The 14,003-nt window shown below is 67.5% G+C and carries 13 protein-coding genes; 7 read left to right on the top strand and 6 right to left on the bottom strand.

Translation table 11 applies throughout. From position 1 onward, the window contains the following. Positions 1 to 183 precede the first annotated feature (183 nt). From ACIQXM_RS08330 to ACIQXM_RS08315, 4 genes are read left to right on the top strand one after another with little or no spacing between them, the layout of a single operon-like run. Positions 184 to 1,677, top strand: a complete 1,494-nt coding sequence (locus tag ACIQXM_RS08330) for an aldehyde dehydrogenase family protein (protein WP_400930316.1) — start codon at positions 184 to 186, stop codon at positions 1,675 to 1,677. Further along, positions 1,674 to 3,275: a D-glycero-beta-D-manno-heptose 1-phosphate adenylyltransferase gene (rfaE2, locus tag ACIQXM_RS08325; protein ID WP_400930313.1), complete on the top strand. Its 1,602-nt coding sequence runs from the start codon at positions 1,674 to 1,676 to the stop codon at positions 3,273 to 3,275. Before ACIQXM_RS08330 ends, rfaE2 begins: the two co-directional genes overlap by 4 nt. Next, the gene (locus tag ACIQXM_RS08320) at positions 3,272 to 4,192 is read left to right on the top strand and encodes a glycosyltransferase family A protein (RefSeq protein ID WP_400930310.1); all 921 of its coding nucleotides are present in this window, start codon (positions 3,272 to 3,274) and stop codon (positions 4,190 to 4,192) included. Before rfaE2 ends, ACIQXM_RS08320 begins: the two co-directional genes overlap by 4 nt. Next, entirely contained in the window at positions 4,185 to 4,376 is a 192-nt protein-coding gene (locus ACIQXM_RS08315) for a DUF2795 domain-containing protein (protein ID WP_400930307.1), read from the top strand. The genes ACIQXM_RS08320 and ACIQXM_RS08315 overlap by 8 nt, the downstream gene beginning before the upstream one ends. A 53-nt stretch (positions 4,377 to 4,429) precedes the next feature. Here the strand turns inward: ACIQXM_RS08315 and ACIQXM_RS08310 are convergent, their stop codons facing one another. The 5 genes from ACIQXM_RS08310 to ACIQXM_RS08290 form a co-directional block, all read right to left on the bottom strand. Continuing rightward, positions 4,430 to 4,873: a hypothetical protein gene (locus ACIQXM_RS08310; RefSeq protein ID WP_400930304.1), complete on the bottom strand. Its 444-nt coding sequence runs from the start codon at positions 4,871 to 4,873 to the stop codon at positions 4,430 to 4,432. A gap of 61 nt (positions 4,874 to 4,934) precedes the next feature. Continuing rightward, positions 4,935 to 5,528: a hypothetical protein gene (locus ACIQXM_RS08305; protein WP_400930301.1), complete on the bottom strand. Its 594-nt coding sequence runs from the start codon at positions 5,526 to 5,528 to the stop codon at positions 4,935 to 4,937. Between the two features lie 58 nt (positions 5,529 to 5,586). Further along, complete coding sequence (locus ACIQXM_RS08300) at positions 5,587 to 6,945, bottom strand: MATE family efflux transporter (protein ID WP_400930298.1); 1,359 nt, start codon at positions 6,943 to 6,945, stop codon at positions 5,587 to 5,589. A 2-nt stretch (positions 6,946 to 6,947) separates the two neighbouring features. Next, on the bottom strand, positions 6,948 to 8,150 hold the full coding sequence (locus ACIQXM_RS08295) for an MFS transporter (RefSeq protein ID WP_400930930.1): 1,203 nt from the start codon (positions 8,148 to 8,150) through the stop codon (positions 6,948 to 6,950). Positions 8,151 to 8,212: 62 nt separating this feature from the next. Continuing rightward, complete coding sequence (locus ACIQXM_RS08290; RefSeq protein WP_400930295.1) at positions 8,213 to 9,145, bottom strand: DUF4031 domain-containing protein; 933 nt, start codon at positions 9,143 to 9,145, stop codon at positions 8,213 to 8,215. Between the two features lie 85 nt (positions 9,146 to 9,230). Here ACIQXM_RS08290 and ACIQXM_RS08285 point away from each other — a divergent pair, with 85 nt between their 5' ends. Both ACIQXM_RS08285 and ACIQXM_RS08280 read left to right on the top strand, forming a co-directional pair. Then, positions 9,231 to 10,334 (top strand): WD40/YVTN/BNR-like repeat-containing protein, encoded by a 1,104-nt coding sequence (locus ACIQXM_RS08285; RefSeq protein ID WP_400930292.1) that lies wholly within the window; start codon positions 9,231 to 9,233, stop codon positions 10,332 to 10,334. Positions 10,335 to 10,385: 51 nt separating this feature from the next. Then, positions 10,386 to 10,682, top strand: coding sequence for a MoaD/ThiS family protein (locus tag ACIQXM_RS08280; protein WP_400930289.1), 297 nt, complete (start codon positions 10,386 to 10,388; stop codon positions 10,680 to 10,682). A 114-nt stretch (positions 10,683 to 10,796) separates the two neighbouring features. Here ACIQXM_RS08280 and ACIQXM_RS08275 read toward each other — a convergent pair whose 3' ends face one another. Beyond that, positions 10,797 to 11,573 (bottom strand): transglycosylase family protein, encoded by a 777-nt coding sequence (locus ACIQXM_RS08275; protein ID WP_400930286.1) that lies wholly within the window; start codon positions 11,571 to 11,573, stop codon positions 10,797 to 10,799. Positions 11,574 to 12,003: 430 nt separating this feature from the next. Between ACIQXM_RS08275 and ACIQXM_RS08270 the strand changes: the two genes are divergently transcribed. Further along, positions 12,004 to 13,989 carry an APC family permease gene (locus tag ACIQXM_RS08270; RefSeq protein ID WP_400930283.1) on the top strand — a complete coding sequence of 662 codons (1,986 nt, stop codon included), beginning with the start codon at positions 12,004 to 12,006 and terminating at the stop codon, positions 13,987 to 13,989. Positions 13,990 to 14,003: the final 14 nt, after the last annotated feature.

Here is a 14,003-nt window from a genome sequence, read left to right as displayed (position 1 = left end):
GCCCTCCGCCGTCTCGTGTTCCCGGTCCTTTTCTGAGCTTCACCCTAGGGCCTGCGGGCACTGAACCCAAGCGCCTGGCCGTACCTCAAAACTCCCGGTGCAAACCTGTGTAAAGCGCCGCCCAAACGGGTAGGAACCCTACACAGGATCCAGCCAGCTCGCCTGCCGACCCCAAGGAACCCCATGCCCCACAGTGCCGCTCCCGCTTCCCCGCTTGCCTCTCCCGCCAAGGCCGCAGCCCCTCCCGCCTCCGCCGCTTTGCCCGAGGGCGCTGAAGCTGAGTCCATCGCCGGTGCTGCTGCGGGCAGGGGCAGAATCGTGGTGCTCAACCCGAATGACGGCACGCTGGTGGGCGAACTTGCCGCCGCGGACCGGGAGCAGGTGACGCAGGCGGTGGCCGCGGCACGCGGGACACTGCCCGGATGGGCGGGGACGGATCCCGCTGACCGGGGCCGGGTCCTGCGCTCAGCTGCCGCCGCCGTCGCCGAACGGGCCTCGGAACTCGCTGAACTGAACCACCGGGAAACCGGAAAACCGGTGGATGAGGCCCTCGGCGGGATAGCCGCAGCCGTGTCCACGCTGGAGCAGTATGCGGAACTCGGCCCGGTGCACCGCGGCCTCAGCCTGCGCGGATCCGCGCTGGCAGCTGACTACACCGTCTCCGAACCCCGCGGCGTGGCAGTGCTGCTCACGCCGTGGAATGATCCGGTGGCTGTGGCAGCGGGTCTGATTGGCGCGGCGCTGGTCACCGGCAACACCGTCATTCACAAGCCCAGCGAACGCTCTCCCCACACCGGCATCCTGCTGGGCGAAATCCTGGCACCGTTCTTTCCGGCCGGCGCCTTCAGCACTCTGACCGGAGACGCGGAGACCGGGTCGCTGCTCACCCGCGAGGACGGGGTGGACGTCTTCGCCCATGTTGGTTCCAGCCCTGCCGGCGGGCGGATCGCGCGGGCGGCCGGCCTGACCGGGGCCCACGTCATCCGTGAGAACGGCGGCAACGATCCCCTGCTGATCGATGCCGGGGTGGATCCGGTCTGGGCGGCGGAGCAGGCGGCAATCGGCGCCTTCAGCAACAGCGGACAGATCTGCACCGCCGTCGAGCGCATTTACGTGCACCGCGACTTGGCCGAACCGTTTTGCCGGGCCCTGACCCTGGAAGCCCGGCGCCGCAACCGGGAGCAGCCGCCGGCCCCGCTGGTGGATGTCCGGCTCCGGTCCTTGGTCCATGCCCAGGTCACCGACGCGGTCCGGAACGGAGCGGAGCTGGCCGAGGGCGGCGTACTGCCCGGCGGTCCCGGCGCCCACTATCCCGCCACGGTGCTGCTGAACTGCTCCTCTCCCATGGCCGTCTTTACGGAGGAAACGTTCGGGCCGGTGGCTCCGGTGCAGGTGGTGGACAGCTTTGCTGAAGGACTGGAACTGGCGGCACGGGACAGGTTCGGGCTCGCGGCCACCGTGCTGACGCCGAGCATCGACTCCGCCCACCGCGCCGTGGCAGCCCTGCCGGTGGGAACGGTAAAGATCAACGCCGTCTTCGGCGGCGCTCCCGGTGGCTCCGCCGAACCCCGCGGGGAGAGCGGGAGCGGCTTCGGCTACGGACCCGAGCTCCTCGACGAGTTCAGTCTGGTCAAAGTGGTCCACGTGGGCCTGGCGAAGGTGCCGGGACAGGCATGATCAGCCCGCCGGAACTGTCCGGGCTGCGCAGTCTGGCCCCGTGGCTGCCGGGCCGGCTGGCGGCCCGGGCGCCGCGAGTCGCCGTCGTTGGGGACGTCATGCTGGACGGCTGGTGGTCCGGCACCACGGACCGGTTCTGCCGTGAAGCGCCGGCTCCCGTGGTGGATATGGTCAGCCGCGACTACGCACCCGGCGGCGCCGCAAACACCGCCATGAATCTTCGCGGGCTGGGCGCCCGGGTCCGGCTGGCGGGGCTGGTGGGCGAGGATGAACCCGGCCGCCGGCTGCGGGCCGTACTCGGCGCCGCCGGCATCGACCTCGAATTGCTGCACGCCAGTCCGGACGCGCGGACCGCCACGAAATACCGTGTCCTGGCGGGAGATCAGGTGCTGCTGCGCATGGACGACGGCGGCAGCCCGGTTCCGGGGCAGGCGGAGGAGGCCCTGGCCGGTGCCCTGCCCGCGTGGCTCGAAGACGCGGACGCCGTGGTGGTGTGCGACTACGGCAGCGGGCTGCTGCACGGGCGCGTGCGCGAGGCCCTGATCCGGCAGCGCGGAAACCGGCTCACCGTGGTGGACGCCCACTCGCCGGGACTGTGGGCTGCGCTGGAGCCCGACGTCGTCACCCCCAACTTCCAGGAGGCAGTCAGGCTGCTGGACCTGCGGCCGGAGCCGGACCGGGAGCGGGCCGAGCAGATCGGCAGCCGCGGCGCTGAACTGCTGCAGGCAACGGGTGCCCGCTCCGCCGTCGTCACCTTGGACCGTGAGGGGACCCTGCTGATGAGCGGCGGCTCAATCCACCGCACCTGGGCGCGGCCTGCCACGGAGAAGCAGGCGTCCGGGGCGGGCGATACCTTTGTGGCGTGCCTGACCGTGGCCCGTGCCGCCGGGCTCCCCCTGAGCACGGCGGCAGACCTGGCGCAGAACGCTGCCGACGTGGTGGTCCGGCGGGCGGGAACATCGGTGTGCACGTGGGCGGACCTGGAACTGCACCTGACGGCCCTGGCGGACACCGCCCTGTCTCATGACGAACTTCAGGCGCGGGTGGACGCAGACCGGGCCGCCGGCAAGCGGATTGTCCTGACTAACGGCTGTTTTGACGTTTTGCACCGCGGACACACCCGCTATCTGCAGCAGGCCAAGGCCCTCGGGGACGTTTTGGTGGTGGCGTTGAACGGCGATGAGTCGGTGAGGCGGCTCAAGGGTCCGGGCAGGCCGATCAATCCGGTGCATGACCGCGCCGGCGTCATTGCGGCGCTGAGCTGCGTGGACTATGTCACGGTTTTTGACACGGACACCCCCATTCCGCTGATCGAAGCCCTTCGTCCGGACATCTATGCCAAGGGCGGGGACTATTCCCCGGAGATGCTGCAGGAGACACGGGTGGTGCGCGGATGCGGCGGGCAGGTGCGGATTCTGGACTATGTGGCGGACCATTCGACGACGGCGCTGGTCGAACGGATCCAGTCTTCCGCCCCCGGAGCCCGCGGCCCCAGCAAGGGGCCTGAGGAGCCCGGGGAGCCCAAGTCGCCGGAGGGGCCCAAGGCGCCGGCGGCCGGGGAAACCGGCCCGGCGGAAGAAGCCGGAGCGCGCGCGTGAGCCGGGCATGGTCCGGGGCGTGGGGTGCGGGCACCGGCGGCGGAGACCCGGTGCCGGCTTCCCGGCTCCACCTGCAGGTCCTGATACCCACCAGGGGCCGGGAAGCTGAACTGTCCGTGACGCTTGCCGGGCTGGCTGCCCAGGATGAACCGGACTTTGGCGTGGTGATCAGTGACCAAAGCCCGGGCGAACCGTCCTGGGCGCATCCGGCCGCGGCCGCGATGCTCCGGGTGCTGAAGGCCCAGGGGCGGCCGGTCACCCTGCTGCGGAACCTGCCGGCGCGCGGGCTGGCACAGCAGCGCCAGCACCTGCTGGATGCGGCCGGCTCTGCCCTCGTGCTGTTTCTGGACAATGATGTGTGGCTGGAACCGGACATGCTGCGCCGGATGGTGAACGCCCTGGCGGAGGCAGAATGCGGGTTTGTGGGCGCGGCAGTGCAGGGTTTGTCCTATTTGGCGGACCGCAGGCCCCTCGAGCAGCAGACGTTCGAACTGTGGACTGGATCTGTGGAGCCGGAACGGATCCGGCGCGGAGAACCCGGTTTTGAGCGGTGGCCCCTGCACAATGCAGCCAATCTTGCCCATTTGGGTGCTGATTTGTCGCTTGAGCCCGGCTCCTGGCGGCTGTACAAGGTGGCCTGGGTGGGCGCCTGCGTGCTCTTCGACCGCCGGAAGCTGCTGGACTGCGGCGGTTTCAGCTTTTGGCCGGATCTGCCGCCCGGGCACTCCGGGGAGGACGTGGCCGCGCAGTGGCGCGTGATGGAAAAATACGGCGGAGCCGGTTTGGTCCCCTCCGGGGCCGTCCACCTGGAATCCCCCACAACGGTCCAAGACCGTTCCGCAGACGCTGCCGAGCTCATGTTCGGACAGTGGGAAGCAAGGCAAGACGCACATCAATCAAGGGAGAGCCATGAGTGACAAGCCAAGCCCGATCGACATCCAAAAGGCCCTGGGCGGATTGGATTATCCGGCGTCCAAGGAGGACATCGTCAAGAAGGCAGAGGGGTCCAAGGCCGACCAGTCGGTGCTGGACGCACTGGGAAACCTGCCCGAACGCGAGTACGGCGCTCCCACGGACATCAGCAAAGAAATCTTCGACTAACTTACGGGGGCGTCTGCCGCCCGGCAGTCCCGTTGACCGGGCCGCGGGATTTGTTACTGAACGCCGGGCTCCGTGGTGCCGGGATTGGCTGGACGGGAGGCGCCGTCGGCCGTTTTTGGAGCAGCGTCCGGGGCTTCCGGCGCACTGGTTCCGGCAGGTGCTGAAGTGCCTGCCGGTGCAGCGCTGCTCCGGGGTGCCCCCACCGAGCCGGCACCGCCGGGAATCTTGGCCGAGCTGCGGTTGACGCCGGAGCCCTCGCTGAGGTGGTCCGGGTTCGGCTTTTCCGTCATGAGCAGCAGCGAGCAGATCAGGACGGAGGCAATGAACGCAATGCCCGCGGCAGTGAAACCCAGATCAACCCGCAGTTCCTTCTCTCCGCCGCCGGTGGCGAAGATCATGGTGGCAATGCCCGCAATCACAGCCAAGACGGCAGAAAAAATGAGCGGGGCCTTCACGGAGTTCCGCTTCTGCGGCCCACCGGATGAGCTGTTCGCCACTGATTTCCTCCTGCTGCGTTGATGATCGCGGTTCTACAAACGGTAGAACCGATTTTCCAGTTTACGGCTTTTGCCGGCCCGCTGCTGCCGGGTCCGTGCTGCCCGCGGAACGGGCATCAAACCGGGCGCCCAGGCCCGAGGTGGCCAGCATGACCGCAATAATGAGCGCAGAACCGCCGGTGACTCCCAGCATCGCCTGCGCTCCGAGGTCCATCACCTGCACGGCTACCAGGATGATGGCCGCTCCCAGGCTCACCACTCCTGTGATCAGCCAGTCTCGGGCCGGCAGGAATGTGCTGCGGGACCTGAGCCAGAGAAAAAGCTCGACGGCGCCGCCCAGTGCCAGCGCAATGCCGGCCGCGGCGCAGAAGGCTTCCACCGAGCGCAGCGCGAGGACGGCCACACCGGCAAGGGCGTAGACGGCCGCCTCAAGCAGCTGCAGGGTGCGGATCCGGGGTTCCCCGCTGACGCCTGCGAGAATCGACATCCGCCAGACACTGACCGCTGTGAGCAGCAGGTAGAGTCCGCCCGCAACGGACAGCACATTGATTCCGGGTCCCTGCCAGAAGACGGTCAGGATCCCAAACGCAGCCGCCGTGGCCGAACGGAGGAGGATGGGTTTCCACGGGGTCATTCCGTGGCTGGATACGCCCACTGCCGAGCCTCCGCTTTCGTGTCTGCACCTTTGTGGAGCCGGTTGGCCCCCCACCAGCTTAGTCGCTTGCGCTGCCCGGTGCCGCCCCGGTGACCATCCAGGCGTCCTGCCGGATCCGCCAGGTCAGCGTGAGTGCGCGGGCACTCATGTATCCCAGGGCGAAGGCGGCCCACAGCCAGGCAATGCCGCCGGGACCTTCGAGGCCGGAGGCATGGACCCACCACAGCAGCGGCAGGTAGGCAATGAGGTTCAGTACGCCGGTGACGGCCAGGTACCGGGCGTCGCCGGCACCGATGAGTACGCCGTCGAGCACGAATACCAGGCCGCAGATCGGCTGGGACACGGCCAGCACCCACAGTCCGGCGGTCAGCGCGGACTGCACGCCGGCGTCGGGCGTGAAGATCCACCCCGCAAAGGGAGCCGCCGCGGCCAGCAGCACCCCGGTGATCACTCCGAATCCCACGCCCCACCGAATCATCCGCCGGGTCAGCTCCCGGGCAAGGGCAGCGTTGCCGGCGCCGAGTTCCTTGCCGATCAGCGCCTGCGCGGCAATGGCCAGTGCATCCAGGGCAAAGGCCAGGAAGGTGAAGACGGTCATGACCAGCTGGTGGGCGGCCAGCGACTGCGGCCCCTGGGCGGTGGCCACCAGCACCGCGGCCAGCACGGCCAGGCGCAGGCTCAGCGTCCGCAGCATCAGCCAGGATCCCACGTGGGCTGTGGCGCGGATGCCGGCGGCGGCGGGACGCAGCGGAACCCCGGCGCGCCGGGCCATCCGTCCCACCAGCACCAGATAGACGGCGGCCATGCCCCATTGCGTAATGCTGGTGCCCAGCGCAGAACCGGCCACGGACAGGTTGAACCCGTACACCAGGAGATAGTTCAGGCCAATGTTCACTGCGCAGCCGACGGCGGCCACCACCAGCGGAGTCCGGGTGTCCTGCAGCCCGCGCAGCACGCCGGTGGCCGCAAGGACCACGAGCATGGCGGTAAGCCCGGGCATTGAATACTGCAGGTAGTCCACGGCGAAGGCATGCACTTCACCGGTGGCTCCCAGTGCAGTGGCCAGAGCCGGAGCAGCGAGGATTCCGGCAACGGAAAGCAGCACGCCAAGAATCAGGGCCAGCCCGATCCCGTCCCGGCCGGCGGCCACGGCCTCACGGTGCCGGTCCCCGCCCAAATATCTGGCCACGGTTCCGGTGGTGGAATAGGCTAGGAACACCATGAGCCCGACGGCGGTTTGCAGCACCGTGGACGCCAGCCCCACTCCGGCCAGTTCATTGACGCCCAGATGGCCCACGATTGCCGAATCGGCAATCAGGAACAGCGGTTCGGCAATCAGTGCGCCCAGTGCCGGTACGGCCAGGGCGAGGATGCGCCGGCCCAGGGCGGAGCCGGAGGTCTGTGCTGAAGTGCCCATCTTCACAGCTTACGGTCCTGCCGCAGGGGTGCCTGCACGGGTTCTGTTCCCGGTTCCGGTCCGAGGACTGCCGCAGCCGCAGCGGCGGCCAGGGCCATCAGTACGGCCACAAAAATACTCAGCCCGGTCCAGCCCCCATGCTGGAAAAAGATGCCTCCCGCCCAGCCCAGCAAGCTGGAACCGGCGTAATAGAACAGGTTGTACAGCGAGGAGGACTGTGCCCGGCCTTCGGTCGCGAGGAAGGGCGCCCAGCCGGAGGCAATGGAGTGGGCCGCGAAGAATCCGCCGGTAAAGACCACGAGCCCGGCAATCACGGCCGGCAGCCAGGACCCAAGAGTGAGGGCCAGCCCGGAGGCCATCACTGCTATCGACCCGAGCAGCACCGTTTTGCGGCCTCCGTGCGCCGCCAGCCGGCCTGCCAGTGATCCGGCGGCACGGGAGGACCACGTGCCGGCGAGGTAGGCCAGGAACAGGAAGCTCGCCACGCTTTGCGGCAGCCAGAACGGTGCTGCGCCCAGCCGGAACCCCAGATAGTTATAGACCGCCACGAATCCGCCCATCAGCAGGAAACCCTGCAGATACAGGCTGATCTGGCGGGGATTGCGCAGGTTCAGCAGCAGCCGCCCGCCGAGTCCGGGTCCGGGATCGGTGCGGAACAGGGGCGAAAACCCGCGCTGCTTCGGTGCGGTGAGCATAAAGACGACAGCGGCTGCGGTGGCCAGCAGGCTGACGGCGCCAACGCCCACCCGCCAGTTTGCGGCGTCGGCCATTGGGGCGGCAACGATCCGGCCGGCGAGCCCGCCGATGGTGGTGCCGGAAACATAGCTGCCGGCGGCCACGGCGGCATGGACCCGGGACACCTCTTCGCTGAGGTAGGCCAGGGCGACGGCGGGGATCCCGCCCATTGCCGCACCTTCGGTGAACCGGAGCATCAGCAGGACCGGAAGATTGGGGCTGAACGGAACCAGCAGTCCCAGGACCACCGCGGCAATGATTGCCAGCCGCATGACCGGCAGCCGGCCGAAGCGGTCAGCTGCCGCGGACCACGCAATGACGGAAACCGCCAGGCCCAGTGTTGCCGCTGATACTGCCAGGGCGGCGGCCGGGGCGGTGATGTCCAGGTCCCGGGCCAGGCCGGGCAGGACGCCCTGGACGGAGTACAGCTGGGCGAAAGTTGCCATTCCTGCTGCGGCCAGTGCCACCATGACGCGGCGGTAGCCCCGGCTGCCTTTGGGATGGCCGGTCCACGGGATGGAGGTGTTGCCGCTCAATCCTGCGGCTCCCGGGCCGGCCGCGGACGTTCCAGTTCCGAGCGCAGGTTGCGGCGCGCCTGCTCCTCCCAGCGGTTCCGGGCGGCGGGAGAGGAAAACAGCGGGTTGGCCTCCAGCAGCTGCTCCACCACCCGGCGGCGGCCGGCGGCGAAATCGGCGTCGTTCACGTGCGCATATTCACGTCGGACATCGGCAAGGTAGCGGCGGTAGGCTTCCGGGCTGCGGCCCAGGACCGAGAGGTCGGCATCGCAGAGCAGCATGCCGGCCGTGTCCCCCGGCTCCGGCCGGTGTCCGGCCGTCAGCCGGACCAACCGCTGTACTTCGCGAATCTCCGCCTCGGGTGAACCCGCCTCCGGAAGCAGTTTCCCGGCGAGCTCCGCGGAACATTCCTCATCCTCCGGTGCCCCGCGGTACACGGCGTCATGGAACCAGGCCGCCAAAAGTACCGTCCGCGGCGGCGGCCCCTCCGAAAGCTGCTCCGCTGCCTCCAGGACGGCCAGCAAGTGCCTGCGGTCGTGGTAGCGGCGGTGCGGCTCGCCCCAGCGGTTCAGCAGCTCGGCGCCCAGCCCGTTGGCTCCGGGCACCAGTGCTTCCCAGCGTGCCAGCAGGGGATGTACCAGCGAGGCACTGCGTTCGCGCGCCTTGATGCGCAGCCCGCTGCGGATGAGCAGGCGCACCAGGGTGCCGCCGTCGACCTCCACCGCCCCCCGGGCCACCAGCTCCGGGTAGCGCCGCACCGGCACATCGTAATGGTCCAGATCGAAGGCGCGGGCATCTATGCCGGCGGCGGCCGCGAAGCCGTGCAGTTCAGCGAGGGAGGTGTCCGAGACCAGGTGGGAGAACACAGTGTTATGGGCCGGCCACAGCGGCGGATCAATGTAGATCATCCGGCCGCGCGCCGGAACGGGAAGCGGAAAGGCATGCTCCATACCTACCGGATGCAGCCGCGCATTTCCACGCGGGACCTTTCGGCGGACCCTTGTCCGTGCCGTGCCTGCGTGGTCCAATACCAGCATGAATGAAGGGGACAAGGCCGTCCTGGCCATTGGTACGCGCAAGGGCCTGTGGCTGGCGACCAGTACTGACAGGCAAAACTGGCACCTGGCCGGGCCGCACTTCCTCATGGATGAAGTGGCGTCCGTGGCCCTTGATACCCGGGGGCCGGTGCCACGGATCCTCGCCGGCATCATGAACTGGCACTGGGGTCCGTGCGTGGTGCACTCGGATGACCTCGGGCAGACCTGGAGCGAGCCGGAAGACGGCGCCGTCCGTTTTCCGGCAGACACCGGCGAAGCACTGACCCGCGTATGGCAGCTGCAGCCGGACAGCGCGGACCGCCCGGGAGTGGTCTGGGCGGGAGCGGAACCCATTTCCGTGTGGAAATCCACGGACGGCGGCGAACATTTCGAGATGAACCAGCCGTTTTGGGACCATCCCCACCGCAGCGGTTGGGGCGCCGGTTTTGGCGGTGCCGCGGCCCATACCGTGCTGCCAAGCCCGGTTGATGACACGGTCCACGTGGCGATCAGTGCGGCAGGTGTTTACCGCACTGACGACGGCGGGGCATCCTGGGCGCCGCGCAACACCGGCATCAGCGCGTACTTCATGCCGGATCCGAATCCGGAGTACGGGCAATGTGTCCATAAAGTGGCACGGGACGCCGGTGATGTCCGTCGCCTGTATGCCCAGAACCACCACGGGGTCTACCGCACCGACGACGCCGGGGACTCCTGGCAGTCCATCGCGGACGGACTGCCCGCCGATTTTGGCTTTGTCATGCTGGCGCATCCAACCCGGCCGGGAACCATTTGGACCATCCCGTTGAAAGCCGACGGCGAGCGCATTGCCCCGGAGGGGCATCTGGCGGTCTACCGCAGCGAGGATGCCGGGGATTCGTGGACGCGGCTGGATCAGGGCCTCCCGGAGACTGATTACAACGCGGTGCTCCGCGATGCCGCCGCGGTGGATACGGCGGAGCCGGCCGGCGTGTACTTCGGCACCCGGGGCGGGCAGGTGTTCGGGAGCGCCGATGAGGGCAACACGTTTTCCCTGGTGGCGGGAAACCTTCCTGACGTGCTGTGCGTCCGGGCCGGGGTCGTGCAGGCTGCGGGACTGTAATGGAGGCTTCCCGGTGACGGGTGACAGGGTGCGTGCAACGGAGGTGGATCGGTGACGGCAACCGATCCGGTGCGCCTGGTCCTGCCTGCGGCCCTGTCCGCGGCGGCCGGAGGACAACGCGAACTCGCCCGCACGTCCGGGCCGGGACATACCGCCGCCGACCTGCTGGACGGCCTGGCTGCCGACTATCCCAGGCTGGAGCGGCGCATACGGGACGAGGCCGGACGGCTGCGCCGCTATGTGAATGTCTATATTAACGGAGAAGAGCTCCGTTCCCTGGACGGCCTGGCCAGCTCGGTGCCGCCGGGATGCGAAGTCCTCGTCCTGCAGTCCGTGGCGGGCGGCTGACGACTGGGCCGTGCGGTCCTTAACGCAGCAGGCGCCCCGCCGTGAAGCGGGGCGCCTGATAACTGCTTATTTCCGGTCCTGCGAAGATGCTGCAGATTCCGGGCTATGCCTTCCCTAGGCCGGCAGCTGCAGAACAGCGCCGGTGAAGATCAGGTTCGGGTCGATAACGGAGTCGGCGTTGGCGCTGTACAGAGCCTGCCAGCCGCCTGCGACACCGAGCTTCTCAGCGATTCCGGAGAGCGTGTCACCGGACTGGATGGTGTAGGTCTCACCGCTCACGGAGGGGGCGGGAGTCTGCACCGGTGCGTACTGCTGAACCTGTGCCTCCGGGACAACCGGGGTCTGGGGCACTGCAACCTCAGGGGCTGCCGGAACTTCGGGAACCGAGTAGGTTTCCACCGGGACAAATTCCTGGACCGGGGCCGGAGCCACGTATTCCTGAACCGGAGCCGGAGCCACGTATTCCTGAACCGGAGCCGGAGCCACGTATTCCTGGACCGGGGCGGGCTCGGTGTAGGTGGCCTGGGGGGTCACCGCACCGGTGGCTCCGCCGGAAAGGCCAAGCTTTGCGGAGCAGGCAGGCCATGCGCCCCAGCCCTGTCCGGCAAGAACATTCTCAGCCACGGCAATCTGCTGCTCACGGCTGGCAGAGGTGGGATCACCGGTACCGCCAAAGGCCGCCCAGGTGCTCGGGGTGAACTGAAGGCCGCCGGAGAACCCGTTACCGGTGCTGATGCCCCAGTTGCCGCCGCTTTCACACTGTGCGAGTGCATCCCATGTACCCGCGTCTGCAGCCTGGGACGGTACTGCGGTCAGGGCCACGCCAGCACCTGAGATTGCTGCTACAGCTAGTCCCCGGCGAACGTTACGGCTGATCTTAGACTTAGTCATTTGGATTTGGCTGCTCCCGGGGCCCACCTGCGTTCCACCCTTCCCAAGGCTTCTCGACGCCGTCGCCAACCCCTTGACGATAGAGGTCATGAATGCGGTGCCTGACGATGTGGCGACGTGTGGTGGCTCGAGGCACCGAGCGTTTCGCGGCTGCACCCGGAATGGTGCCAGCCATCTTCCGGGAGTTCATCTACCCGGGGGGTTCGTATTTCCGAACCCGCTAAACACCGTAAGGGATGTCCCGCTTGATAACAAATTGGTATCGGTCACGCACTCAGGTGACCGCCTTGGCATTCATTTGCCTGCCGCCGCGAGCCCGCGGGCGGATGGCTGGAAGGGTGCATCAACCAGCCTCCCGCGGCTATGGTGAAGGTCACAGCTAATGGGGGCTTGTGGACACGGACCAACCGCGGGTCTAGGGTTTGACCTCGTGCTCACATTCTTCAATGCGCTCAAGCGCATTCTGGTCGGGCGTCCCTACGGCAACGAACGGCTCTCGCACACCCTGCTTCCCAAGCGCATCGCGCTGCCGGTATATGCCTCGGATGCCCTTTCTTCCGCAGCGTACGCTCCGGATGAAATTTTGCTCACACTGGCCCTGGCAGGCGTCACTGCGGTCACCGTTTCCCCTTGGGTGGGACTGGCCGTGATTGTTGTTTTGCTCACGGTTGTTGCCTCCTACCGGCAGAACGTCCATGCCTACCCCTCGGGCGGCGGAGACTATGAAATCGCCAGCACCAACCTGGGTAAACCCGCCGGGCTAACGGTTGCATCCGCCCTGCTGGTGGACTACGTACTCACGGTCGCTGTATCCATGTCTTCCGCATCGCATTACCTGATCACTGCCATGCCGGTGCTGGACGGACACCAGGCGGTGATTGCCGCCGTCGGCGTGGCCGTCCTGGTCCTCGTCAATTTGCGCGGGATCCGGGAAGCCGGGGCCGTATTCGCCGTCCCCACCTACGTGTTTATCGCTTCAGTGCTGGGCATGTGTGCCGTCGGTGCCTTCCAGGCCGTCACCGGAACGCTGGGCAAGGCGCCGTCCGCAGACTTTGACCTGGTGCCTGAATCCGCGATGGACTCCGGCTTGGTGGGCCTTGCCGGAGCGTTCCTGCTCCTGCGCGCCTTTTCCTCCGGTGCGGCTGCACTGACCGGTGTGGAGGCAATAAGCAACGGTGTTCCCACCTTCCGCAAGCCCAAGAGCACCAATGCCGCCACCACTTTGCTGCTCCTGGGAGTGGTGGCGGCTTCGATGCTCGCTGGAATCCTGGCCCTTGCCAGCGCCACGAATGTGCGCATGGTGCAGGATCCCGGCCTCCAGCTGACCATCAACGGGAACCCCGTGGGCCCGGAATACGTTCAACATCCGGTGATCAGTCAGCTCGCGGAAACGGTCTTCGGCAACGGAAGCCTTCCGTTTTACATTGTGATTGCAGCCACGGGACTGATCCTGGTGTTCGCCTCGAACACGGCCTTCAACGGTTTCCCTGTCCTGGCCTCCATCCTCGCGAAGGACGGGTTTCTGCCGCGGCAGATGCGCACCCGCGGGGACCGGCTCGCCTTCAGCAACGGCATCATCGCCCTCGGAGTTGGTGCCCTGGTCCTGATCCTTGTGTTCGACGCCGACGTCACCCGCCTGATCCAGCTCTATATCGTGGGTGTCTTCGTTTCCTTCACGGCCAGCCAGCTCGGCATGATCCGTCACTGGACCGCTCGTCTGCGCACGGAACGCAGCCGGGAAGCGCGCCGCCAGATGAAGCGTTCCCGGATCATCAACGCCGGCGGATTTGGCATGACGGCACTGGTCCTCGTGATTGTCCTAGTGACGAAATTCACCCACGGTGCGTGGATTGCGCTGTTGGCCATGGCCGGCCTGTATCTGCTCATGTTCACCATCCGGGCGCATTACGACTCCGTGGCCAGGGAACTGGCGGTGGAGGAAGACGCACAGGGGCTGGCGCTGCCTTCCCGCGTCAATGCAGTAATCCTGGTGTCCAAAGTCCATAAGCCCGCCCTGCGGGCGCTGGCCTACGCCCGTGCGTCGCGCCCCTCAACCCTGAACGCCATCATCGTGGACATCGACTCCGAGGACACCAAACGGGTGATGGAGCAGTGGGAGAGGATGCAGATCCCCGTGCCGCTGACGGTGCTTTCCTCCCCGTACCGCGAAACGGTGTCCCCCGTGCTGACCTATCTGCGCGAGGCACGGCGAAATGCTCCCCGCGAACTCTTTGTGGTGTACATCCCCGAGTACGTGGTGGGCCGCTGGTGGGAACAGCTGGTGCACAACCAAACCGCCCTGCGGATGAAGGCCCGCCTGCACTTTGAGCCGGGCATCATGGTGGCCAGTGTCCCCTGGCAGCTGGCGTCCAGCCGGGACCGGGACGCCACGCCCACAGCGGGCTCCGGGCTGTAGCAGGAGCTCCGCCC

Source organism: Arthrobacter sp. NPDC097144, assembly GCF_044762205.1.
Lineage (GTDB): Bacteria > Actinomycetota > Actinomycetes > Actinomycetales > Micrococcaceae > Arthrobacter_B.
This window is presented reverse-complemented; position numbering and strand designations above follow the sequence as displayed.